The sequence below is a fragment of the Thermanaeromonas sp. genome (assembly GCF_021890735.1).
In the GTDB taxonomy this organism is placed as follows: domain Bacteria; phylum Bacillota; class DSM-521; order Neomoorellales; family Neomoorellaceae; genus Thermanaeromonas.
In genome coordinates this window covers 1-21,645 of record NZ_JAKKUR010000023.1, presented here as the reverse complement: position 1 = coordinate 21,645, position 21,645 = coordinate 1, and the positions used below count along the sequence as shown (strand labels likewise).

Genomic DNA, 21,645 nt, shown 5'->3' with positions numbered 1-21,645 from the left:
GATTTAGCTGCTTCTAGCGCTACCTCAATTATAAAGGAGGCTAACTGTCCTATTAAGGATTTTAAACTTGTCATATGGTGAGACCACGGTTCACCCTGACTTAAGATTAGCTCATAGTATTCTAGGCCTTTATTAAAAGCAGAACGGAATTCTCTAAGCTGGCGGGTGACCGAGCCCAGAATGCTTGCAGTTTCACTAATCATACCCCGGCATTCACTGCTCCACTGGCTACTTATTTTTTGCCGCTCATCCAGGCGTTTAAGCCCTTCACTAATTTTACCAGCTAAGGTTATAGATTGGATAAGCACATTTAGTTGTTCCTGGGCGCTTTCTCTTACATAGGTTAAATGTTGAGAGAAATTATTTCTTGCTTGAGCACTGACTTCCAGGGTTTCAGCGAGTTTTTCTACAGCCTTCTGCCAATCAGCTGTACTTGTTTTTACAGTATCCACTAAATTGGCTAAGTGAAAAGACATGTTGTTAAAACGTTGGGCTAGGGTTTCCCATTCATCTTTAGGTATCTCCAGGCGACAGGAAAGATCACCAGCTGAAGCCAACTCTGTAACAACCTCTAGTTGACTAAGGCGTTTCCGCCAAATTATCCTAGCCAAGGTAAGGGAGTATAATAGAGTAGCTGCTAAAAGGCTGGCGGTGTAGGTAATGCGGATATAAGCCATGTTTTTCCAATACTTTGCCCATGCCATTGTGCTTATGTTTCCTGAATTTATTTCTGAAGTTAAGTTTAAAAACATTGTCTTCTCATACTGGAAGTAGGCTACAGTAATACATAGGATAAGGCTTACGAACAAAAGGGACCAAAGCAAATCTTTCTTGTGGACACTTGCATGGATTTTAGAGGTCATGGTCTTTTTCCCTCCCATAGAGTACGAGTTTATCACCTACACTCGTGTTGGTCGCTTGGATGCGCCCGGCAGGTAATTCTACCACAGCCCAGGAGGAAGGCACCCAAGGGCTAAACCGAAAAGGGGAGAAGTCCTTTAGGGTAAGCAGGACTTCGCCTTCTTTCGATAAAAAAAGTATATCTAAGGGGAAACGCAAAAACCATGTGTGGATACCTTTACAGGGATATATTAGTAAAGCCTCCCCATCTTCTAGCTTTTGTTTTCCCATCCACCCTTTAAACCGCTCCTTAAAGGTACAGGCCAAGCGGACCTGGCGGGCCAGTACTACCTGTTTAGTGAGATTCCACAAAACCATTCCTATCCTTACCCCCTTTTATGTACAGGGCATATCCCTGCAGCCGTTCGGGTTTTAGTGCATAAAATATTCAGCCACTCTAATTAGGGCTGGGCCTAGAAGAATAACGAATAGGGCTGGAAATATAAAGAAGACCAGGGGAAAGAGCATTTTTACAGGGGCTTTCATAGCTGCTTCTTCAGCCTGCTTCTGCCGTTTTAAGCGCATCTGCTGGGCATGGAAACGAAGGACGTTACCGATACTTAGACCCAATTGCTCAGCCAAGATTATAGCTGAAGTAAAGGAAGCTAGCTCTTCTACTCCGGTACGGTCAGCTAGGCTCCTTAAGGCCTGAGCCCTGCCTTTGCCCATTCTTATTTCTTGCAAGGTAAGGGCTAATTCTTCAGTTAAAGGACCCTTGCTTTTTTCTACTACCTTAATTAAAGCGCTATCTAAACTTAAGCCAGCCTCCACACTTACCGTAAGGAGATCCAGCACTCCGGGTAAGGCTTTGGTTATAGCCTGCTGGCGGGTTTTCTTGCGGAACTCTAGATATATATCTGGGAGATACCATCCCAAAAACCATCCCCCTAGAATAAAGGAAGCAATGAGACCAGGTCTTTCCAACAATCGTATGGATATCCCCGCTCCTCCGGCAGCACATAACCCGCTAGCCAAGTACTTAAGGACTAAGAGTTCGCGCGGGCTTAACTTGCCTTGTAGATGAGCGTGGGTTATTTTCCGATATAGTTCGGTTTCCTTTTTAGCCGGGAGGATCTTGATAATTTTGTAGCTTAAGCTATGTAAGAGAGGTTTTACTATACGGGAATAGAAAGGTAGCTTCAGTTCTTCTTCCCTAGGTGTTGTACGGCCAGGGGTATTTCCAAACATTTTTTCGAGCTTATGAACAGCTCGCATAGAGAACGGGGAAGAAAGGGCCCAGGCTAAGGCTAGAATTGTAGCCAGGAATTGGGCAGCAATCACCGCTTTCTCCATAGGCACCGCGCTCCTAAAACTCTATATGCACTATTCTACGAATGAGTAGAACACCAATAATTTGGGCTGTTGCAGCCGCCGTTAACATAATTAAACCTGCCCGGGTGCTAAAAAGGGGATTTAAGTAACTGGGATTAAGCATTTGTATTATGGCGGCTAAAGCCAGAGGTAGCAAGCTGATTATAAAGCCAGAGATACGGCCCTGGGCGGTAAGGGCCTTGATCTCGGAGTTTATCTTGACTCGCTCGCTAATGGTGTGAGATATATTTTCCAGTACCTCGGCCAAGTTACCTCCTACCTGGCGCTGGATTAAGAGAGCAGTGACAACTAAGTCTAAATCTTCACTTTTTACGCGCTGGCCTAGGTTAATCAGGGCTTTTTCCGTATCTGTACCCCAGTTTATTTCCAGCAAAGTAAGACCGAACTCCCTGGAAATGGGGTTAGGCATCTCGCGGCGGATCATATCCATGGCTTGTAAGAAGCTAAAGCCCGAACGTAGGGCATTGGCCATAGTAAGGAGGGCTTCCGGAAGCTGGAGGTTGAATTTGATCAGGCGCCTGCTTTGGCGAAAGCGTAAGGCTCCCCAGGGAAGATATATCCCTACACCAGCTATTAATAGTGCGACTAGGGGTTCACCTAGCCCGAGGTACGCTATAAGCCCTAACCCGAGGGAGGATAAAACCATTATTCCAGCGAACTCTTCCGGCCTCAAGGGTAGGTCAGCCCGGGCCAGTTCTTCCTCTGCTTTTTTAGTCCACTTCTTGGTACCCATTAGCAGGCTTCCTAGGAGCTTAAGGATTTGCCGAAGTCTAGAGAGCTGCCTTCCAGGGGAGAGGTTAACTTCCATGAATTCCCGTTCTCCAAGAAGCTTTTTAAGACGCGTCACCCTTTGGACTTTCCCTTCCCTTAAGGAGATTCCAAGTCCGCCTACCACTAGGATTTGAAGGAAAACAAGGGCTGCTATTAAGGTTGGACTCTCCATTACAAGTATCTTCCTTTCCTTTTTACCAGCTAGGGGCAAAGATTTCAGGAGGCAACTTTATATCGCGAGCCTCTAACTTATGTAAGAACCGGGGCCTTATGCCAGTAGCCACAAAGCGGCCCCGCACCCGGCCGGCCGAATCATAACCTTCCTGCTGGAACAAGAATATATCCTGAAGGGTGATAACATCTCCCTCCATACCCACTACTTCGGTTATATGGGTTATCTTCCGGGAGCCATCTTTAAACCGGCTTTGATGGATGATCAAGTCGATGGCGGAGGCTATTTGTTCCCTTATAGCCCGTACCGGCAAGTCCATTCCGGCCATAAGGACCATGGTTTCCAGGCGGGAAAGCATATCCCGTGGCGAATTGGCGTGGCCGGTAGTCAAGGAACCGTCATGGCCTGTGTTCATGGCTTGGAGCATGTCTAAAGCCTCACCGCTCCGTACCTCTCCTACCACAATGCGATCCGGGCGCATACGCAAGGCATTTCTTACTAGGTCCCGGATGGTAATGGCGCCTCGCCCTTCGATATTGGGGGGGCGGCTCTCCAAGGTGATAACATGTTCTTGGCGCAATTGTAGTTCGGCAGCATCTTCTATGGTAATAATCCTTTCATCCTCAGGGATAAAGGAAGACAGGACGTTCAAGGTGGTAGTCTTTCCACTACCTGTGCCTCCGGATACAATAATATTTAACCGCCCTTTAACGCAGGCTTCCAAAAAGAGGGCCATCTGGGGTGTTAGAGTACCTAGCTGGATCAAATCTTGTATCTTCAAGGGGTCTTTGAAGAACTTACGTATGGTAAGCACGGGGCCGTTCAGGGAAATAGGAGGGATAACGGCATTAACGCGGGAGCCATCCGGAAGACGAGCATCCACCATAGGCACGCTTTCATCGATGCGCCGCCCTAGGGGAGCTACGATCTTTTCAATGATGTGCATTACATGGGAGGCATCGCGGAATTTGACTTCTGTACGTTCAAGCTTTCCTCGGCGTTCTACATAAACTTGATCAGGTCCGTTTACCATTATTTCGGAAATCTCCGGATCCTTAAGTAAAGGGGTGATAGGTCCCCAAGCTACTGTATCATCTGTAATTTCCCTAGCCAAGCGTTGGCAATCTGGTCGAGGTAAAGGGACTCCCATTTCCTCAAGGATCTTGAGTACCCTATGTTCAATTGTGTTAGCCAACTCTTCTTCTTTTATCCCATCACCCAAGGGTTGTTCTTTTAATTCTTCGATTATCCTTTGATGAACTAGCTGTTTTAATTCCCCGTAAGGGTCCTTCTTGTTATCCTGGGTCCTCGTTTCCCCCTTTTGTTGGAGCCGGGCGAGAAGGGACATGAAGAATTATTCCCCCCTTAAGATAGAACCTAAAGAAAACTTACGGAAGAAAAGGGTTTTTCTTTGGGGCTTTTTTATTGGAGACTGTTCTGGGGTAACTAATACCTCAGCTAGTTTCTTAACCTCTAAGGCTAAGGGACTGCCTGGCTGAACCAGGACAAAAGGATGCCCGCGATTAAGGGAAGCTAGTACAGTTTTTTCAGCCTGAGGTAGGAAGAAAAAGGGTTTAAGGCCCAGAGCTTCTTCTATCTCTTGGGGTTTTAAACTGTTCCACCGAGCAAATTTGTTTACTACAGCTTTTACCTTGCCGGCCTGATTGAGCTTTTGTAATACTTCTAGGTCGGTCCGAGCGTGCTTAAGGCCGGCAAGATCGGGGGTTAAGATAAGAAGAATGTCCTGGGACCAATCGAATAGAGCCAGGTTTAAGTCGTTGAAGGCAGGAGCTGTGTCTATAATTATGTAGGTATAATTGCTTTTGAGCAAATTGAGAAGGGTTTCTATCTGGTTTACTCCTACAACTTCTCCTTCTTCTGGCCGGAGAGGGGCAGGCAAAACTTTAAGACCGGAAAGATGGGGGTAAAGGTATCCGTTTACCAGGCTACTTTCCGCCCAGTCCTGCTCTTGTACGAGTTCAGCTAGGCTGCTCCGAGGGGATATGTTCAGCATTAGCGTTACGTCTCCGCCCTGGAGGTTTAGATCCACCAGGACAACTTGCCCCCGGGCGCGTTGGGCCAGGCTAGCTCCTAGATTACAAGCTATTGTTGTTTTACCTACCCCACCCTTGGTAGAAAATACTGTAATTATCCGGCCTTCCACAACCTGGGGTTCCGCAGAAAGAGAAGCTGGAGTCTTAATTAGACTTATTTGCCGCTTATGGGCTTGGCCTGCCCGACGTATAGTTTCTGCTAGCTCGCTGCTGCTAAAGGGTTTTACCAGATAATCTCTAGCTCCAGCGGCCATGGCTTTACGCAGATATTCAGTTTCTCCTTGGATAGAGATGATTACTATTGCTGTTTCTGGCAATTTACTGGTTATAGCCTCCGCGGCGGCTATTCCGTCCATCCCGGGAAGGTTGATGTCCATAAGCACTACATCTGGGCGAAGGTTTTCGGCTAAGAGCAGGGCTTCTTCAGCGCTCCCGGCTTCCCCTATTACCTTTATATCCTCTTCGAAGTAAAGTAACCGCTTAATATCTTCTCGGGTGGTGGCTATATCATCTACAATAAGAACAGTAATAGGATTCATTGTATTACCTCCGGTTTAGAAATAAGGTCATAGATTTTTAAAGGAGGAAGATAAATAGGATCCTTATCGCCTGGAGAACGCAAGAGCAATCTAAGGCTGCCTTTTTCTGAGCTTAACACCAGGGATTGGGCTTGTTTAGGAGTTACAAGTAAAGTAATGTTTCGCTGACCCCCTTGCTTCTTACCCTCCAGGCTAGACGCATTTTCTAGGGATTGATCGACAGAGAGGACCTCTACGTTTTGAACGACTAAAGAGGTTATACTGACCTTATCTTGTCCTGGCCCAGGGCTTGCATCTAAGGTGGCTAGGATATCCACATGGTCCCCCGGGCGTAGCAGACCGGCTAGGCCCGATACGTCATTTACAGCTATGGTTACTGCCCGTTTGCCAGGAGTTACCAAGAAAGCCAGCTCATTAGTCTCTTTCCCGCTAAGTAGCTTTTCCTGGCGGAGTATCTCTCCTTGTAGTATCTCGGAGCGAGTTATCTTCCCTAAGGCCTCGTGGGTTTCTGTTATAAACTGGCCGCTTAAGTACCCGGGGGGCAGATATTTTATTTCCAACATGGAAGCTGTTATGGGAGTCCGGGCCGGTATTCTCTCTTTAGCGACCACTACAGGTTGAAAATTACCCTTTTGCTGGTACTTTTCTTCTAGCTTCTGGAGGTAAAAGTATACCGACAAGCTTGTGGCGAGGGCTAGGGAAAAGAAGAGTATCCATAACAATTTCTGGCGCAAAAGTTAATCTTCCCCCTTACTTAACAAGCTTGATGCCTTCTAAACCATAATCAGGTTGTTGAGGGTCAGCTTCTCCAGCTACTATGGTCCTAATGAAATAACCTTCAATGTAATTTTGGTTACCTTCTCCCTTTACTTGTTCTACCAGGAAGGCAGCAAAACCGATGATAGTTATAGAAGTTACCTGATGTTCTTCAACGGTAGTGGAATCGTAGACCGGGACTATTAGTATGCGGGGGCAATCGGGTTCAAACTGCTCCGGTGTACAAGGAGGAGAATGCTGGCAAAGGGCAATACGATACTCTATAGCCCTTCTCGTAGGATGGGACATATTGCCGGTTTCTGTAGGGACCACGTCCCCGACTTTTAGCCACCCAGGATACCCGTACTTTAGGTTGTCCTCGTATTTATTTGCACCTGTCCCTCCTAAAGACAAGGCTGAGTAATTACCTGGGCCCAGGGGCGATTCTTGTCCTGCAGCCTGCTTTAAGGTATATTTGGCTCCGAACTGATAATCCTGCCAGGGGACAGCTAGGGGAGCTGCTTTCTTTACAGCCCTTATACCTCCTATACGAGCAGTAGCTTGAGCTTGGGCCTCGCCGCGGTGAAATCCCAATACTGGAGCGAGGAAATAAAATAATTCCTTGCGGGCTTTGACAGTCAGGGAAGTATTATCTGGGGATACTTCCACTTCTATAGATTCTGCGCCGTTTAGGGAAGCATATTCGGCTGCCACTGCCCGGGCCCGGTCGGGATTAGAGGGTAACTCTCTAGCTCCAGCCAAAGCGGCTGCATCTACAGCGTTTAAAAGTTTATGCCGGGAGGCAGCTAGAAAACCCACATCGATTACCAAGGCTGCAAAGCCCAGTAGAACTACCATGTTTATGGCCACCAATACTAAAGCCGATCCCTTTTCATCTTGCCAGAAGGGCTGCATAAGTGTTATTCCACCCTCATAACGGCCTCTGCGCTTAAAGGGAAAGGATTAGGGAGTAACTGGGAAAGTAGCGGTGTAAATAGCTTTGCTTCATATTGGACCCTTACCCGTAAGGCAACTCCTGGATGGCGGGAGGTTTCTTCTGGAGTAACAGAGATATTATCATCAGTTAACCCCAAGGTAGAAGCTACCTCTTTTACTCGAGAGCGGATAACCTCGTCGCTTGCGCCTACCGCGCCTACTCGCGCTCCTTCCCGGCTGGCACTGATAAGAAGGAGGTAATCCCCTAGGATATGGCCTAAGTCCAACGTGCCCATAATAAGGAGGAGAAGCATAGGTAAAATTAGAGCCATTTCTACTAGGGCTTGGCCCCGACAATCTCTAAGATTCATTATTTTAATACAGCCACCCGCCTTGGAGATAGGTAAGCAGGGCCCCTAAGGCCAGAATAGCCCCGTAGGGCAACGTATCAATGGAGGTACCCTTTCCCGGTAAAAGGGTAAGCCGTTTATGGCGAACTAAATAAGCTAGGGCCCATATCCCACCTATTAAAGCGCTGCACAAGAAAGTATAGAATGTGAATAAAGGTCCTTGTATAGCCCCGATGGTAGCCAGCATTTTTACATCTCCAGCTCCCATACCGCCTAAGTAGTAAGGTAACGCTAGAAGAAGAAATCCTAAAGCTAATCCCGCCCCACTTTCCTTAAGGCCCTGTAGCCCCCCATTTATCCCTGCGAGGAAGAAGCCCAGCAATAACGCGGGGAGGAGGACATAGTTGTATATTAAACGCTTTTTTAAATCAGTAAAGGCACACGTAAAAATTAGCCATAAAAATACAACGTCTTTAACCATACAAGCACTAGCCTCCTAAAGAACGACCCTACCTAAGACCTAGATCTCAAGTAGGGTCGAGGGGGGTAAGGGTTGGTAAATTATTGAACAGATGTCGAACCAGATATGGTTTTGGCTATTTCCTGGAAAATACCTTTTAAACCTCCGCCAACGGCAGAAAGGGCAACGATAACTACGATAGCTACTAAGGCTAGTATAAGACCATATTCCACCATCCCTTGACCGTTTTCGTCTTTCCAGAATTTTTTAAGCCAGCTTATCATGTTTTTACCCCTTTCCCAGAGAATTTAGGATTTATAGCCAGTTCTACTCTGGATTTTAGCTTTTTTCCTGCCCTCTTTCTATCCGGCGCAGGTCTTATTTTGAAGTATGACCAGGTCCACTCTTTACCAGGCGTATAGTCCTAACTTATGATTGAGGCCAGCGCGCTAACTCCCTACCTCCACTCTGTCGGCCGGTGGGTATAAGGTCCTAAATATACGATTGAGACCAGCAGAGGCTTACTCTTAAGCCCGGTGTCTTGTTGTAAAAATGCTGCTATCCAGAAGGAGAAGAGAGGAGGGGGTGGTAAGGGAGAGAAAAGACGGTTTAAAGAAGGGCTATAAAGGAGAGCAACAACTATATAATTGAGAGGGGTTCGCACCCCCTCTTTTAATATCTAACTTTAATATCTAACTTACCGCTTAAAAATTAAATATGTCTTCATGTCTTTAGATAGATTTGGACGCTTTCTTATTTTATCCTGCCATCCTTAGCAGGTTTTACACGAAAGGAAGTGAAGGGAGTTGAGCTCCATGCCGGAGGAAGCCTTTAAGGAAGTTTCAGCGACTAACAGCTACCGAGGGGATGGGCATTGCGTGCTGCAGCTAGACTAGAAAATGCTTTCTATCCGGACTTCCAATCCAGGTATCACCCGTGACTTAACTACTCCCTGTCCCTCTGCCTCCTGATCTAGGACAAACTTGCCCTCGCGCAGACAAAAAATTTGTACCGATTTTGACTGGGGATCAACTATCCAGTATTCCTGTACACCCTTCTTTTCATAAACCTTGTACTTACTGCGCAGGTCATAATAACCAGTATTAGGGGAAAGAATCTCTACTACAAGGTCTGGGGCACCTTTAATACATTTCTCCTCGATAATATTCAGTCTTTCGTTGGAAATAAAAATTATATCCGGCTGGTAGGTTTCTGTTTCGTCCAGGTAGACATCGAGCGGGGCATCTAGTACAATACCCAATCCCTTTTCCAAAACATAAGTGGCCATTTGTAACTCTAATTTCATAGATACCATCTGATGATACGGTGTAGGTGAAGGCGTCATTACTAGTTTCCCGCCGATGAGTTGATAAGGTGCTCCTTCCGGCAGGCGGCAATAATCTTCATAGGTGTAACGCTCCCGTCCTGCTGCAAGTTCTGCCGGTATAGCGCTCATTTACTTACACCTCCATTCCTTTGGTATTAACTTCCTCCTGGTAGCTTTTATTACCTTAATTTTAGCCTTAAGCCTGCCTAGTAGCAAGGGATTAACTTTTCCTCCAATTTGTTCCTCGGCCTGGCCCTGCAGGCCGCCCTCACTTTCAAGCGGCGAGGTTAAATCTTGTTTTATGATCCATAAGTTCAGAAAACGGAGAAGAAGCGGAGTGAAAGTGGAGAGGGTCCCGGTAAGTGGAGTTAAATGTAATTTAATAAGACCATGGCTGCCATACCGCATAAGATGGTGAGGGCTATGCTGCGCGTCCTTATAGCTATTAGGCTGGTGGGTATAGCTGCTAGGAGATAAGGATTTCCTACCAGGGCGAATCTCCCTTCCGGGAGAAATAAAGCAGGGGCCAGCAGAGCGGCCAGCACAGCCGCAGGGATATAGCTTAGCCAGCGTAGAAATATATTGGGCAATTGCGTACGGCTTAGGATTACCAGAGGCAACATGCGGGGTAGATACGTCACTAAAGCCATACCAAGGATAACTAACAGGATCTGTCGATCCATGGTTCTACAGCCACCCCTATAGTGGCCGCCAAACAGGCGGCCAGGATGATGTTCCAGTTACCGGGCCAAAGAAGCGCAATACCTACCGATAAAGCTCCTGCTATCCCTGCTACCAGCAGGGTTTTTCTATTTTTAAGCTGGAGGATAAGTAAAATGATAAACATGGCCGGCAGAGCAAAATTGAAGCCCAAACGGCTGGGATCTCCCAAGAGATTGCCTGTCAGGCCGCCCAGGAAAGAAGCCAGCACCCAGGAAAAGTGGGAGGTAAGGTGCAGGGTAAAATGATAAAAAAGGCTGGGTTCATGATCCGCATAATGGGCCATGGCCATGGCAAAAGTTTCGTCCGTAATTTCTGCTGAGAGCAAAGCTAAGAAGCTAGGATGGTAACGCCTGAGATAGGGTACCAACGAAGCGCTCATGAGCAAGTGGCGCAGGTTAACTAAGAAGGTTGTAAAAATAATAGAAAGAGCTGCGGCGCCGCTGGCTAGAAGGCTAACAGCGATGAATTGGGCAGAGCCTGCGTACACTAATACCGACATCAGCACAGTAGTTAAAAGATCTAACCCGGCTTCCCGGGCTAGTACACCGTAGACAAAACCTAGAGGTAGATACCCTAAAACGATAGGAGAGGCACTTTTTAAACCCTGCTTAATCTCCTCTTGCCAGCCCATTCCCCGGCCTCCTCGCCTGTCCCATCTTACTATAAGCTCAAGGCCAGAGTCAATCCAACAGGGGAGTATACTTAGGAGGAATTATCAAACAAAGATAGAATAGTTGTATAAACGGGTACCCTTCTTACGAACTGGGATAAGGGTACCTAAAATTACATAAAGAGGAAGGTAATTCAAGGAAAGGAATTGCGGGGTGTAACCAAATATGTCCATAGATAAAAGTTCGTTTGTACCCCCGTACTACCAACTGGCGCAAATTCTTGAACGCCAGATAAAGTCGGGGGTATACCGCCCGGGAGATCCTTTACCTTCAGAAGCAGAACTGAGCGAGAAATACGGGCTTAGCCGGATGACCGTTCGCCGCAGCCTTAGCCAGCTTGCGAGGGCTGGCCTCATCCGCACTGAAAAGGGAAAGGGAACTTTTGTTTCCCGACCCCAGCTTGACCGGGCTGTTTTTGTAATGGATGAATTCCACAAAGAGATGGCTTCTCGGGGGTTAACTTCTAGTGTTCGGCTCCTTGAAGCCAGGCTAGTTCCCGCCCCGGAAAAGGCGGCCAAAAAATTACAGCTTCCACCGGGTACTAAGGTATTATATATTCGCCGATCTCTTTTAGCAGATGGGGAACCTATGGCCTACGACCGCAAGTACCTACGTTATGACCGAGGGCGGCCCATACTAGAGAACGAACTTCAGTACCAGGCGCTACCGGAAATGGTGGAAAAACATGCCGAGGCTTTACCTGCGAGTAGTAAAATGGTCCTCCAGGTAACACTTTTGAATGAAGAAGAGGCTCGCGCCCTACATGTGGCGCCAGGCTCCCCGGCCTTCCTACTAGAGCAGATACTTGTGGCTAGCGATGGCCGGCCGGTAGGTTGGGGGTGGTGCCTGTATCGTGGGGATAGGTATCAACTGACCTCGGTTCCGGAGGCCCTACAAAATCTAGGATGAGAAGGTGGTATTCTTTGGGCCCTTTATCTTTGGCTATGGCTGAATTAGATGAAAAAAGAGTGCTGGAATTAGTAAAGATGGCCCTCCTAGAAGGGAAGTCTCCTTTAGAGATCGTAGAAGAATGCCGGCGGGGACTTAAAGTAGTAGGTGAGCGTTATTCCTGGGGGGAATATTTTTTAAGCGATCTAATCATGTCTGCTGAAATATTTCAAGAAGTGCTACGGGTTTTGGAACCGTACCTACCCATTGCACTGCCCTTAGCGGAGCAACCCCATAAAGCAGATATCGTGTTTGGGACAGTGGAAGGAGACATCCATGACATTGGTAAGAATATAACCATTTCCCTTTTACGCTGTGAAGGTTTTCGTGTGTATGATGCAGGTGTAGATATTCCACCTGATGTCTTTGTGACTCTCCTCAAGGAAACGGGTGCCAAGGTTTTAGCCTTATCCGCCCTGCTCACTTCTTCCTTTGAAGCTATGCGCCGGACTGTTCAACTGGTGCGGATGATGACCGCAAAGCAACCGGTGAGAATAATAATAGGGGGACTGGTGAACGAACGCGTCTGTCGATACGTGGGTGCCGACGCGTGGGTTAGAGAGGCAGGTGAGGGAGTGGCCATCTGCCGGAGGTGGTTGGGGATGCGAGTTGTTAAGGGGCAGGCCGGTGGGCTCGGGGCATTATAACATGTCACACTGGGAAGCAAGGGGAAAAATGATGGCAGAAGAAAGGCAGGAAAGAATGCTTGCTTTATGGGCCGAAGGCCAGAATGTACAATTTGCTAACGAAGAAGCAGAGAGAGCGTATAAAGAAAGGGTAATCCGGCTGAAGGACGCCATTCAGTTAAAAAAGGTGCCGGACCGGGTGCCTGTTTGTCCGGTTACGGGACTATTTCCTGCTTATTATGCCGGGCTCACCGTTAGAGATGCAATGTACGATTATGAGAGAGCGGCGGCTGCCTGGCGAAAATATGTCCTAGATTTTCAACCCGACGCGTACATAGGTATGTTTTTGGCGCCACCAGGTAGGTTTTTTGAAATTCTCGATTATAGATTGTATAAATGGCCAGGCCGCGGTACCCCACCGCATACTTCCTACCAGTGCCTCGAGTCAGAATACATGAAAGCCGATGAGTACGATGTTTTGATACAAGATCCTTCTGATTTCTGGATAAGGATTTACCTCCCACGTATTTTCGGCGCCCTTAAACCCTGGGAAAAATTGGCCCCTTTTACGGAAGTTCTAGAAATTGTAATGACTTGCGGTAGTTTTATTCCCTTTGGTTTCCCTGAAGTGCAAGCTGCATTTAAAGCTGTTTTTGAAGCGGGAAATGAGGCTGTCCGTTGGGCTAGTATAGTCCGTTCTGTAGACCAGGACCTTCAGGGCCAAGGGTTTCCGGCTCTTTTTGGGGGAGTGACCAAGGCACCCTTTGATATTATCGGTGATACTCTAAGAGGTACCCACGGGATTATGATGGATATGTACAGGCGTCCTGAAAAACTGCTTAAGGCCCTTGATGTATTGACTCCCCTGGCCATAAGGATGGGGGTATCCTCCGCCCGGTCAGCGGGCCATCCCCTGGTATTCATACCTTTACATAAGGGGGCTGATGGTTTTCTATCGGACAAGCAATTCAGAACTTTTTACTGGCCTAGCTTAAAGAAGGTGATTATGGGCTTAATCGAAGAGGGTTTGGTACCCTTTTTGTTTGCCGAAGGCGGGTATAATTCCCGTTTAGAGGTTATCTCTGAGCTACCCAGGGGCAAGACAGTGTGGCTTTTTGAGCACACCGACATGGCTAGGGCTAAAGAAGTCCTAGGGGATGTAGCCTGCTTGGCCGGCAACGTACCCATTACTTTGTTAACTTTAGGGACACCGCAAGAAATAAAGGATTACTGCAAGCACCTGATAAATTTGGTGGGCAAAGGAGGAGGGTTTATTTTAAGTTCCGGCGGTGTGATTGATGATATAAATCCCGAAAACATGCGTGCACTAATAGAATCGGCAAAGGAGTTTGGGGGTTATTGACAATTAGGTTTACGGGTTTGAGGCCGAGATTTTTTGTTTAACCTATGAGGCTTAAGCAGGATTTTTTAAACAAAAGTAGAATATATGTATAGACAGGTATACAAATTCTAATCGACTTGGAGGCTGTGCGAAGGTGCTAATTATTGGGGAAAAACTTAATAGTGCGATTCCCAGTATCCGTCAAATCATTAACAATAAAGATGCGAAGACTGTTCAGGAACTAGCCCTCAAACAAGTAGCTGCAGGTGCTGATTATTTGGATTTAAACACTGCCCATTGCAACGAAGTAGAGGACATGGAATGGCTTGTAAATACCGTCCAGGAAGTGACTGATGTACCTTTATGTATTGATAGCACATCGGGGGCAGCCATTAAAAAGGGTTTAGAAGCTTTTAAAGGTGAAAAGAGTAAAGTTATAATTAATTCAATTTCTTTAGAGAAAAGCCGGCTTGAAGAAGTCCTCCCGCTCGTCCTAGAATACCAGTGCCCAGTAATCGGATTGACCGTGGATGACAACGGCATTCCCAAGACCGTGGAGGACAGGATCAAAATTACCGAGCGGATGGTGGAGCTACTGGCCAAGTATAACTATGATTTGGATAACCTTTACATCGATCCCCTGGTACTTCCTCTGGCTGTAAACCATACTAATGCGGTGATATTTTTCCAATCTTTAGCTGAAATTAAACGCTTGTTTAAAGTAAAAACAGTATCGGGCCTGAGTAACATCTCTTTCAACATGCCTAAAAGGAAGCTTATAAACCGTTACTTTCTGGCCATTTGCATGGCACACGGTATGGACGCTGCTATCCTTGATCCCTTAGACCCTAAAATTATGACAGCGTTAACGACTGTCGAACTGTTACTGGGTAACGACCCCTATGGCAAGAACTTCTTGAAGGCCTACAGGAAAGGGGGGTTGGAGGAGTAAAGACTTTACTGGGTATCTTAAGCGAGGGAATAACGTATCACCTTAAGGCTAAAGGAGGGAAATTTGCTTATATGAGCGATAAGGAAAAACTTTTTCAGGAAAGGTTCAAGCGCTACACTGTAGCGCTGGAATGTGGTAAGCCGGACAAGGTACCTGTAGTTTTTCCCCTCGGGGAGTGGGTAGTTAAATATACTAATACTACCCTTCAGGAAGCATATTACAATGTTGACAAATCCAACGAAATTATTGGCGATGTAATACGCGACCTCGATTTTGATGTTATGTTCGGCGCAATTAACCTGTGGTGGCCTCCTATGTTTGACGGTATGGATTGCAAGTTGTATAAGTTCCCGGGAATTTATTTTGAAGAAAACTCTGGCTTCCAATATGTAGAAGAAGAGTACATGAAGGCCGAAGATTATGATGAGTTCATCGCTAATCCTACCCAATGGCTAGCTACGAAGTATTTACCTCGTATATGTGGGGAGTTTGCCGAACCGGGGTCGTACCGTGCTACCGTAGCTTTAATTAAAGGTGCTGCCGCGTTCGCCATGCATAACGATAAGTTAACTAAAACGGGTGAAAAATGGGCCAAAGAATACGGTATAGTATCGGCGACTACAGGGATGACCAAGGCGCCCTTTGATACCTTAGGTGATGCCTTGCGAGGGACCAAAGGAATTTTGCTGGATCTCCGCCGCCGGCCGGATAAGGTTTTGGCTGCATGCGAGGCCATCGTACCCCATAATATTGCTTATGCTATGATCACTGCAGCTGGTGATACTTCTTTACCTTGTTTCGCACCTCTGCATAAGGGGGCTTATCCCTTCTTAAGCCTTGAGCATTGGCAGAAATATTACTGGCCTTCCTGGAAGGCTGTAATCGAGGGCCTCTGGGCTTTAGGGAAGAGAACGTTCTTCTTTGCTGAAGGGGATTGGACTCCTTATCTGGAAAAGATAGCTGAATTGCCGGATAAAAGTATTGTTTTTTGCATTGATTTAACTGATGCTAAGAAAGCTAAGAAGGTTTTGGGAGGTAGGTTCTGTCTTTACGGAGGTGTTCCCACTACGCTTTTAACTTACGGTACGCCTGAAGAGGTAAAGGATTGTGTTAAGAGAGCTATTGATGAACTGGGTGGCGACGGAGGATTTGTCTTGGCTGCAGGCGGAGTTGTTATGAGCGATGCCAAGCGTGAAAATATCGTGGCCATGATTGAAGCGGCTCGAGAATACGGCGTTTATTAAAGGCTGTTATTTCTGGCAAACAGGAGGGAGAATCGAATGGTTGAAAATAAAATGAAATCTTTTGTACCGGAAGCGGGCACGTGTATACCTTGGAAAATAAAAAAGGAAGAGTTCGGGGTGCTGGCCGGTAATGAAGAAATAGTTAAAAGCTCTTGGGAAATGCTCGATGCCCTTGCTTATGCTTTTATATGGTTTTGGGTACAGCGTTAGCTTATAGAGGTAGTTCGGACCATAAAAGCCTAAGTTTACCATTTCAGGAGAGAGGAGTGAAGGAGTTATTATGTCTAAAGAAGCTCTATCCAAAGCCATGGCCGAACTAGAAGAGGAACAGGTAATAGCTTTAGTTAAGGAACTGCTGGGAAGTGGAGTTGCCCCATTAGAGATTGTCAAGGCTTTACAAGAAGGGATGGTGGAAGTAGGCAACCGATTTGAGCGCGGCGACTATTTCTTAAGTGAGCTGGTTATGGCTGGCGAGATTATGAAAGGAGCTATGGATATTTTAGAGCCTCACTTGGCTGGTGAGAGCACTGAACATAAAGGTACCATCGTTATCGGTACAGTCAGGGGAGATATCCACGACCTGGGTAAAAATATAGTGGTAATGCTCCTTAAGGGAGCGGGGTATAAGGTTGTCGATCTGGGAGTAGATGTGCCGAAGGAAAAATTTGTCGAGGCTGTTAAGGAGACGGGAGCACCTCTGGTGGGCATGAGCGTCCTGTTGACCAGTTGCCAGGGCGCGTTAAAAGAGACCATTGAAGCCCTCCGTGCCGAGGGCCTAAATCCTAAGGTGATAATAGGCGGTAACTATGTTAATGAAACTGTCAAGAAACATGTAGGGGCTGACTATTTCGCCACTACGGCGAGCGACGGCCTTAAAGCGGCGGCTGAAGTGTTTGGAGCGTAATTTTGAAGCAGCTTTATTAGGGGGAGGGATGGGGTTAGTACAGCACCCTTCCCTCCCTTTTTTTAATGAATGCTGCTTAAAATATACTTGAAAAGCGTAGCGGAGGAACAGCTTAAGGTTAAAAGCTTAATGGAGTAGCAATAGCTTAAACTAGTAGATATAAGGAGATTAAAACATGGGGCGATATACGGTCATTGCCTGTAAAGTTTTAGAAGAAGAACTTTTATCTCTAGCTCCAGGTGGGCACGAATGGTATTTTTTGGACCAGGGGTTGCACCGTTCACCAGATCGGCTTCGGCAGGCTTTACAGGAGGCCATTGATAGCATTCGTAACAGTGAAAGAATATTACTGGGGTATGGTTTTTGCGGCGGAGCCTTGGAAGGACTGCGGGCGCGAACCGTACCCCTTACTATTCCAAGACTAGATGATTGCATTTCGCTTCTTCTGGGTTCAGTGGAGGCTAGGAAGGCGTGGGGGCCTGAGACATACTTTTTATCGGCTGGCTGGTTAGCTGGGGAAGAGAGCCTGGTGCGGGAGTATGCGCGTTGTGTTTCCCGATATGGTGAAGAGCGAGGGAGCCTTTTAATACGTCAACTTTTCTGTCATTACCAGCGAGTGGTATTCATAAAGACAGGGAGGCAAGGTGAAGACTTAGAGGGAGAAAAGGTGCGTGAAGTAGCGGAAAAGATTGGACTAAGATTCGAGGTAACCGATGGGCATAAAGGCTATTTACAGAAGCTGTTACAGGGTCCGTGGGATAATCTGTTCCTGCATGTGCCTCCCGGGGAGGTAGTTACGGTAGAAAAGTATTACACCCAAGCCAATTACTGAGCAAAGTAAACAAAGAAAAGCCATCTATGTGAGGTGGTGGAGGTGAATAAAGATCTTACAGAAACAATTAAAAAACGTTATAACCGCACGGCTCTCTTTTATGATTGGATGGACCGTCTGATTTCTCCACGATGGCGAAAGCTTGTCTGGCAGGAGGCTTATGGACGGGTGCTAGAGGTGGGAGTGGGCACAGGGGCTAATTTCCCTTTTTATCCGCCCTATTGCCAAGTGACGGCCATAGACTTTAGCCCCAAGATGCTAAAACGGGCCCGGCAAAAGCTTTATTTAACGCGAGCCCCGGTAACGCTGCTGGAGATGGATGTGCAGCAACTTGAATTTCCCTCTGGTAGTTTTGATACAGTGGTAGCTACTTTCGTTTTTTGTAGTGTCCCTGACCCGGTGCGCGGGTTACAAGAAGTATGCCGTGTCTGCCACCCAGAGGGGAAAATTGTTTTGTTAGAGCACGTTCGCAGCGAAAATAAGCTTTTAGGTTCCCTTATGGATCTGCTAAATCCTCTAGTTGTTTACCTTTTCGGCTCTAACATTAACCGGCGAACTGTAGAGAATGTAAAGAAAGCAGGAATAAAGATTGAGAGGGTAGAGAATCTCGGTGGGGGAATAGTAAAGTTAATTGTAGGAAGACCCTGAGAAAGTAATGAGAAGCGGGTTTGATTATAAGAATTAAAAGACTGTAAATCCTAAAATTTCCATTAAAACCCCGGCTGCTGCTTTATGTGCAGATATATTAGCTCGCGAAGTAGATTTCTTTAGCATCGGCACCAATGATCTTACCCAGTATACTCTAGCGGTGGACCGGGAAAATGAGGAAGTGACGGCTTTATATGATCCTTATCACCCTGCTGTCTTACGGCTTATATATACCACGGTAGAGGCAGCCCACAAGTTTAACAAATGGGTAGGTCTATGTGGTGAGCTAGGGGGAGAAGTGACAGCAGCGGCCCTTTTAGTGGGACTAGGCCTAGATGAGATAAGCATGAGCCCTATTTTTATACCCCAGGCAAAAGAGGCTATCTTCCATCTTTCTTATGAAGAGGCTAGAAAGCTCGCTTTAAAAGCTTTAGAACTCCCAAGCGGACAGGCAGTCCGGAAATTGTTATGCAGGAACTAAAGATTATTGATCTGGGTAAAAAAGATTATCTATCTACTTACGAACTCCAGCTTGAGCTAGTAGATAAGCGTATCAGAGGCGAGATAGGAGATGTACTGGTTTTAGTAGAACATACCCCCTGTAATAACCCTAGGTCGAAGTAGCAAAAAAGAGCACCTACTGGTGGGCCCAGAAGTCTTAAAGGAACTGGGGATAGAGCTTATGGAAGTGGACCGGGGTGGTGATATCACCTACCACGGTCCGGGCCAGATAGTGGGTTATCCTATCTTAAACTTAAACTATCATGGAAAAAGATTTACACAGGTTATTGAGGCTTTATGAGGAAGTGATGCTTAAGGTAGTAGCTAGTTATGGGTTAATAGGTAGCCGTAAACAAGGGCTGACAGGAGCCTGGGTAGGGTTTGCGGGATTATGGGGTTACTTCTTTAGAAGATTTAATAGGGCATCCTGTAGCCATGGAAGAAGTTAAAGACCGGCTCGTTAAAGCTTTTAAAGAGGTATTTGATTTTTCTTAGGTTACTAGCGCTTCGCTAAGGTAGAAGATTTGGATACAACGCCAATGCCGCGTTCGAATAATAACTTTGTGATATCACAGGGAATGTGATGTCATATCCCATAGAACGTGATATTATATCACTAAAAGTGTAACTCAACCCACGCCTTATTGACACCAGGGGAAATCATATACTAAAATCATAAGCGGAAAAATTAATAAAGATAACCCGGCCAGGTGCCCGTCTAGGGAGAATAGGGAATTGGGTGTAAATCCCAAGCGGTCCCGCCACTGTAACCGGGAAGCGATCCTGCAGAAGGCCACTGTTCCTTAACCTGGAGGGTATAAGTTTACCTACCGGGGAAGGGGAATGGGAAGGCGCAGGGGAGCGAGGATCCGGGAGCCAGGAGACCTGCCTGGCCGTAAGGTGTACACCTTCTCGCGGAAAGAAGGTGGGAAGACCTGAGGATGATGGTAAAGTTCTCAGCGATGCTGAGAACTTTTTTATTTTACTTACCACTGCTTGAAGTTATCGAGCCGCTATATTGTAACACCTGCTAAAACATTTGGGGTTGCAGCAGCCCGTATCGCCCAGACAGCTCGTCTGGGTAGGGGTAATGAGCGGGCCTGGCAAAGGGATGTAGATAGCCCAAGCCCGGGTAAATGGAGGATGTAGAAACTCGCATAACTTAAGGAGTTGAAAGGCTTGAGGTTTATAGAGCTATGGCTGGCTGTACAATTTCTTACCAGGATACCTATAACCATCCGTACTTCCGTAGAAGAGAAAAACCTAGCTAGATCTATGGCCTTTTTCCCGCTAGTAGGGGTGCTCTTAGGTGCCTTGGCTGCAGGTTGTCATGTTCTAGTTTCTTCCTTTCTGGGCAGGCCGGCTGGCGATCTTTTGGTCTTAATTTTCTTAGTGGTAATAACGGGAAATTTGCATGGAGATGGTTTAATGGATACTGCTGATGCCCTTTTTAGCGGACGCTCGCGCGAAGAGATTTTAGAAATCATGAAGGATAGCCGGGTGGGATCCCACGGGGCTACCGCAGGGTTCCTGGTACTTTTGACTAAGTTTGTTTTTTTAGGCCAGCTCTCTGAGAAAGAGGTGGTTTTAGGCCTTATCCTTATGATGGCTTTAGGCCGTTGGGCGCTCGTTTATGGTGCAGCTCTATACCCTTATGTCCGTAAAGGTAAAGGAGCCGGACACTTTACAGTTCATGTTGGGTTCCACGAACTTTTTTGGGCCTCGGCCACCGCGCTGGGTTTTCTGGTAGCTCTTCTGGGTGTTAAAGGGATGTTTTTAGCCGGAGGTGTTTTCGCTGGAGTTGCCGGTTTAGGGTGGTTTATCAGCCAAAAGATAGGGGGTATGACTGGTGATACCTTGGGAGCCCTAAATGAATGTGCCGAGGTTTTAACTTTACTTATCTTGCAGGTTCTCTTTTAAAAGTCAATGAAGGTGGGGAGGGTTAGACAATGAAACTTACGCTAGAAGCGACTGTTCAGGGTATTAAGCCCATAAAAGAAGAATGGCGGAAGAGAGCCCGTGAGCGCTTGGACAATTTAATTATTCCCCCGGGGAGCCTGGGAGAACTCCTTAATATTGCTGAACGCCTGGCTGCTATCCAGGAAACTTTAAAGCCTTCCGTGCGCTATAAAGCGATTGTTACCATGGCTGGAGACCACGGGGTAGTGGAGGAGGGGGTGAGCAATTTCCCTCAGGAAGTGACTCCCCAGATGGTGGCCAATTTTGTGTCGGGTGGGGCAGGTATTAATGTTCTGGCGGAAGTAGCAGGGGCCCAAGTCATTGTGGTAGATATGGGCGTGGCCGCCGACCTTAGTGATTTGGCTAAAACAGGGAAAATTCTTTCTTATAAGATAGGTTACGGAACGAGGAATATGGTTAAAGAGCCGGCCATGACCCGCAAACAGGCGATCTCATCTATAGAGGCGGGCATAAACATTGCGAGCACTTTAATTGAAAAGGGTGTTGAGCTCCTCGGTACCGGAGATATGGGGATAGGTAATACTACGCCTAGTAGCGCTATTTTAGCCGCCCTTTCAGGGTTGCCTGTAGCCGAAGTGACGGGAAGGGGGACAGGGATAAGTGAAGAGGCCTGGCGAAACAAGTATAATGGACCCAGAAATTTAGACACGAAAAATGGGGGTCCTAAGCGTCAAAAT

28 protein-coding genes and 1 riboswitch are annotated in these 21,645 nt (G+C 46.8%); of the genes, 14 read left to right on the top strand and 14 right to left on the bottom strand.

What is annotated here, in order from left to right:
- From L5656_RS06000 to L5656_RS05935, 14 genes are all read right to left on the bottom strand, one after another.
- A partial coding sequence (locus L5656_RS06000; protein WP_297200471.1) for a methyl-accepting chemotaxis protein occupies positions 1-863 on the bottom strand: 863 nt, incomplete at its 3' end.
- On the bottom strand, positions 853-1,218 hold the full coding sequence (locus L5656_RS05995) for a DUF192 domain-containing protein (RefSeq protein WP_297200468.1): 366 nt from the start codon (positions 1,216-1,218) through the stop codon (positions 853-855). The genes L5656_RS06000 and L5656_RS05995, both read right to left, overlap by 11 nt.
- A 54-nt stretch (positions 1,219-1,272) precedes the next feature.
- Entirely contained in the window at positions 1,273-2,193 is a 921-nt protein-coding gene (locus tag L5656_RS05990) for a type II secretion system F family protein (RefSeq protein ID WP_297200465.1), read from the bottom strand.
- A gap of 13 nt (positions 2,194-2,206) precedes the next feature.
- The gene (locus L5656_RS05985) at positions 2,207-2,965 is read right to left on the bottom strand and encodes a type II secretion system F family protein (RefSeq protein ID WP_297200462.1); all 759 of its coding nucleotides are present in this window, start codon (positions 2,963-2,965) and stop codon (positions 2,207-2,209) included.
- 232 nt (positions 2,966-3,197) lie between these two features.
- Positions 3,198-4,523 carry a CpaF family protein gene (locus tag L5656_RS05980; protein ID WP_297200459.1) on the bottom strand — a complete coding sequence of 442 codons (1,326 nt, stop codon included), beginning with the start codon at positions 4,521-4,523 and terminating at the stop codon, positions 3,198-3,200.
- Positions 4,524-4,529: 6 nt separating this feature from the next.
- Positions 4,530-5,768 (bottom strand): response regulator, encoded by a 1,239-nt coding sequence (locus L5656_RS05975; RefSeq protein WP_297200456.1) that lies wholly within the window; start codon positions 5,766-5,768, stop codon positions 4,530-4,532.
- On the bottom strand, positions 5,765-6,502 hold the full coding sequence (cpaB, locus tag L5656_RS05970; RefSeq protein WP_297200453.1) for a Flp pilus assembly protein CpaB: 738 nt from the start codon (positions 6,500-6,502) through the stop codon (positions 5,765-5,767). Before cpaB ends, L5656_RS05975 begins: the two co-directional genes overlap by 4 nt.
- Positions 6,503-6,518: 16 nt before the next feature.
- A complete protein-coding gene (locus tag L5656_RS05965; protein ID WP_297200450.1) occupies positions 6,519-7,439 on the bottom strand; it encodes a pilus assembly protein TadG-related protein in 921 nt (306 codons plus the stop codon).
- 5 nt (positions 7,440-7,444) lie between these two features.
- Positions 7,445-7,831, bottom strand: coding sequence for a TadE/TadG family type IV pilus assembly protein (locus tag L5656_RS05960; RefSeq protein ID WP_297200447.1), 387 nt, complete (start codon positions 7,829-7,831; stop codon positions 7,445-7,447).
- A 4-nt stretch (positions 7,832-7,835) separates the two neighbouring features.
- Positions 7,836-8,291 (bottom strand): A24 family peptidase, encoded by a 456-nt coding sequence (locus L5656_RS05955; protein WP_297200444.1) that lies wholly within the window; start codon positions 8,289-8,291, stop codon positions 7,836-7,838.
- 80 nt (positions 8,292-8,371) lie between these two features.
- Positions 8,372-8,554, bottom strand: a complete 183-nt coding sequence (locus L5656_RS05950) for a Flp family type IVb pilin (RefSeq protein ID WP_297200441.1) — start codon at positions 8,552-8,554, stop codon at positions 8,372-8,374.
- 608 nt (positions 8,555-9,162) lie between these two features.
- Entirely contained in the window at positions 9,163-9,726 is a 564-nt protein-coding gene (locus L5656_RS05945; RefSeq protein WP_297200438.1) for a Uma2 family endonuclease, read from the bottom strand.
- Between the two features lie 239 nt (positions 9,727-9,965).
- Positions 9,966-10,280 carry an AzlD domain-containing protein gene (locus L5656_RS05940; RefSeq protein ID WP_297200435.1) on the bottom strand — a complete coding sequence of 105 codons (315 nt, stop codon included), beginning with the start codon at positions 10,278-10,280 and terminating at the stop codon, positions 9,966-9,968.
- Positions 10,259-10,951 carry an AzlC family ABC transporter permease gene (locus L5656_RS05935; RefSeq protein ID WP_297200433.1) on the bottom strand — a complete coding sequence of 231 codons (693 nt, stop codon included), beginning with the start codon at positions 10,949-10,951 and terminating at the stop codon, positions 10,259-10,261. Before L5656_RS05935 ends, L5656_RS05940 begins: the two co-directional genes overlap by 22 nt.
- Before the next feature lie 205 nt (positions 10,952-11,156).
- On the opposite strand from L5656_RS05935, the gene L5656_RS05930 reads away from it, so the two are divergent.
- The 14 genes from L5656_RS05930 to L5656_RS05865 all read left to right on the top strand — a co-directional run.
- Positions 11,157-11,900 carry a GntR family transcriptional regulator gene (locus L5656_RS05930; RefSeq protein WP_297200430.1) on the top strand — a complete coding sequence of 248 codons (744 nt, stop codon included), beginning with the start codon at positions 11,157-11,159 and terminating at the stop codon, positions 11,898-11,900.
- A gap of 14 nt (positions 11,901-11,914) precedes the next feature.
- Positions 11,915-12,586 (top strand): cobalamin B12-binding domain-containing protein, encoded by a 672-nt coding sequence (locus tag L5656_RS05925; RefSeq protein WP_297200427.1) that lies wholly within the window; start codon positions 11,915-11,917, stop codon positions 12,584-12,586.
- A gap of 28 nt (positions 12,587-12,614) precedes the next feature.
- A complete protein-coding gene (locus L5656_RS05920; RefSeq protein ID WP_297200425.1) occupies positions 12,615-13,928 on the top strand; it encodes a uroporphyrinogen decarboxylase family protein in 1,314 nt (437 codons plus the stop codon).
- Positions 13,929-14,061: 133 nt separating this feature from the next.
- Positions 14,062-14,859 (top strand): methyltetrahydrofolate cobalamin methyltransferase, encoded by a 798-nt coding sequence (locus L5656_RS05915; RefSeq protein ID WP_297200422.1) that lies wholly within the window; start codon positions 14,062-14,064, stop codon positions 14,857-14,859.
- 71 nt (positions 14,860-14,930) lie between these two features.
- Entirely contained in the window at positions 14,931-16,103 is a 1,173-nt protein-coding gene (locus tag L5656_RS05910) for a uroporphyrinogen decarboxylase family protein (protein WP_297200419.1), read from the top strand.
- A gap of 36 nt (positions 16,104-16,139) precedes the next feature.
- The gene (locus L5656_RS05905) at positions 16,140-16,313 is read left to right on the top strand and encodes a hypothetical protein (RefSeq protein WP_297200417.1); all 174 of its coding nucleotides are present in this window, start codon (positions 16,140-16,142) and stop codon (positions 16,311-16,313) included.
- A gap of 70 nt (positions 16,314-16,383) precedes the next feature.
- Positions 16,384-17,007, top strand: a complete 624-nt coding sequence (locus L5656_RS05900) for a cobalamin B12-binding domain-containing protein (RefSeq protein WP_297200415.1) — start codon at positions 16,384-16,386, stop codon at positions 17,005-17,007.
- A gap of 175 nt (positions 17,008-17,182) precedes the next feature.
- Complete coding sequence (locus L5656_RS05895) at positions 17,183-17,839, top strand: DUF1638 domain-containing protein (RefSeq protein ID WP_297200413.1); 657 nt, start codon at positions 17,183-17,185, stop codon at positions 17,837-17,839.
- A 42-nt stretch (positions 17,840-17,881) separates the two neighbouring features.
- Positions 17,882-18,487 (top strand): class I SAM-dependent methyltransferase, encoded by a 606-nt coding sequence (locus L5656_RS05890; protein ID WP_297200411.1) that lies wholly within the window; start codon positions 17,882-17,884, stop codon positions 18,485-18,487.
- 55 nt (positions 18,488-18,542) lie between these two features.
- Positions 18,543-18,968, top strand: a complete 426-nt coding sequence (locus tag L5656_RS05885) for a putative PEP-binding protein (RefSeq protein ID WP_366017999.1) — start codon at positions 18,543-18,545, stop codon at positions 18,966-18,968.
- The gene (locus L5656_RS05880; RefSeq protein WP_297200409.1) at positions 18,956-19,111 is read left to right on the top strand and encodes a hypothetical protein; all 156 of its coding nucleotides are present in this window, start codon (positions 18,956-18,958) and stop codon (positions 19,109-19,111) included. The genes L5656_RS05885 and L5656_RS05880 overlap by 13 nt, the downstream gene beginning before the upstream one ends.
- Positions 19,112-19,130: 19 nt before the next feature.
- Positions 19,131-19,289, top strand: coding sequence for a lipoyl protein ligase domain-containing protein (locus tag L5656_RS05875; protein WP_297200407.1), 159 nt, complete (start codon positions 19,131-19,133; stop codon positions 19,287-19,289).
- Between the two features lie 390 nt (positions 19,290-19,679).
- Positions 19,680-19,895, top strand: a riboswitch (cobalamin riboswitch).
- A 272-nt stretch (positions 19,896-20,167) separates the two neighbouring features.
- Positions 20,168-20,908, top strand: coding sequence for an adenosylcobinamide-GDP ribazoletransferase (gene cobS / locus L5656_RS05870; RefSeq protein ID WP_297200405.1), 741 nt, complete (start codon positions 20,168-20,170; stop codon positions 20,906-20,908).
- 29 nt (positions 20,909-20,937) lie between these two features.
- Positions 20,938-21,645: nicotinate-nucleotide--dimethylbenzimidazole phosphoribosyltransferase (locus L5656_RS05865; protein ID WP_297200401.1), on the top strand; the 708-nt coding region annotated here is incomplete at its 3' end.

What these genes read in the sequence shown, in the direction of transcription:
- L5656_RS05995 (WP_297200468.1), bottom strand. Translation starts at nt 1,218, where the DNA reads ATGGTTTTGTGGAATCTCACTAAACAGGTAGTACTGGCCCGCCAGGTC.
- L5656_RS05990 (WP_297200465.1), bottom strand. Translation starts at nt 2,193, where the DNA reads ATGGAGAAAGCGGTGATTGCTGCCCAATTCCTGGCTACAATTCTAGCC.
- L5656_RS05985 (WP_297200462.1), bottom strand. Translation starts at nt 2,965, where the DNA reads ATGGGTACCAAGAAGTGGACTAAAAAAGCAGAGGAAGAACTGGCCCGG.
- L5656_RS05980 (WP_297200459.1), bottom strand. Translation starts at nt 4,523, where the DNA reads ATGTCCCTTCTCGCCCGGCTCCAACAAAAGGGGGAAACGAGGACCCAG.
- L5656_RS05975 (WP_297200456.1), bottom strand. Translation starts at nt 5,768, where the DNA reads ATGAATCCTATTACTGTTCTTATTGTAGATGATATAGCCACCACCCGA.
- L5656_RS05965 (WP_297200450.1), bottom strand. Translation starts at nt 7,439, where the DNA reads ATGCAGCCCTTCTGGCAAGATGAAAAGGGATCGGCTTTAGTATTGGTG.
- L5656_RS05960 (WP_297200447.1), bottom strand. Translation starts at nt 7,831, where the DNA reads ATGAATCTTAGAGATTGTCGGGGCCAAGCCCTAGTAGAAATGGCTCTA.
- L5656_RS05955 (WP_297200444.1), bottom strand. Translation starts at nt 8,291, where the DNA reads ATGGTTAAAGACGTTGTATTTTTATGGCTAATTTTTACGTGTGCCTTT.
- L5656_RS05950 (WP_297200441.1), bottom strand. Translation starts at nt 8,554, where the DNA reads ATGATAAGCTGGCTTAAAAAATTCTGGAAAGACGAAAACGGTCAAGGG.
- L5656_RS05945 (WP_297200438.1), bottom strand. Translation starts at nt 9,726, where the DNA reads ATGAGCGCTATACCGGCAGAACTTGCAGCAGGACGGGAGCGTTACACC.
- L5656_RS05940 (WP_297200435.1), bottom strand. Translation starts at nt 10,280, where the DNA reads ATGGATCGACAGATCCTGTTAGTTATCCTTGGTATGGCTTTAGTGACG.
- L5656_RS05935 (WP_297200433.1), bottom strand. Translation starts at nt 10,951, where the DNA reads ATGGGCTGGCAAGAGGAGATTAAGCAGGGTTTAAAAAGTGCCTCTCCT.
- L5656_RS05930 (WP_297200430.1), top strand. Translation starts at nt 11,157, where the DNA reads ATGTCCATAGATAAAAGTTCGTTTGTACCCCCGTACTACCAACTGGCG.
- L5656_RS05920 (WP_297200425.1), top strand. Translation starts at nt 12,615, where the DNA reads ATGATGGCAGAAGAAAGGCAGGAAAGAATGCTTGCTTTATGGGCCGAA.
- L5656_RS05910 (WP_297200419.1), top strand. Translation starts at nt 14,931, where the DNA reads ATGAGCGATAAGGAAAAACTTTTTCAGGAAAGGTTCAAGCGCTACACT.
- L5656_RS05905 (WP_297200417.1), top strand. Translation starts at nt 16,140, where the DNA reads ATGGTTGAAAATAAAATGAAATCTTTTGTACCGGAAGCGGGCACGTGT.
- L5656_RS05900 (WP_297200415.1), top strand. Translation starts at nt 16,384, where the DNA reads ATGTCTAAAGAAGCTCTATCCAAAGCCATGGCCGAACTAGAAGAGGAA.
- L5656_RS05895 (WP_297200413.1), top strand. Translation starts at nt 17,183, where the DNA reads ATGGGGCGATATACGGTCATTGCCTGTAAAGTTTTAGAAGAAGAACTT.
- L5656_RS05880 (WP_297200409.1), top strand. Translation starts at nt 18,956, where the DNA reads ATGCAGGAACTAAAGATTATTGATCTGGGTAAAAAAGATTATCTATCT.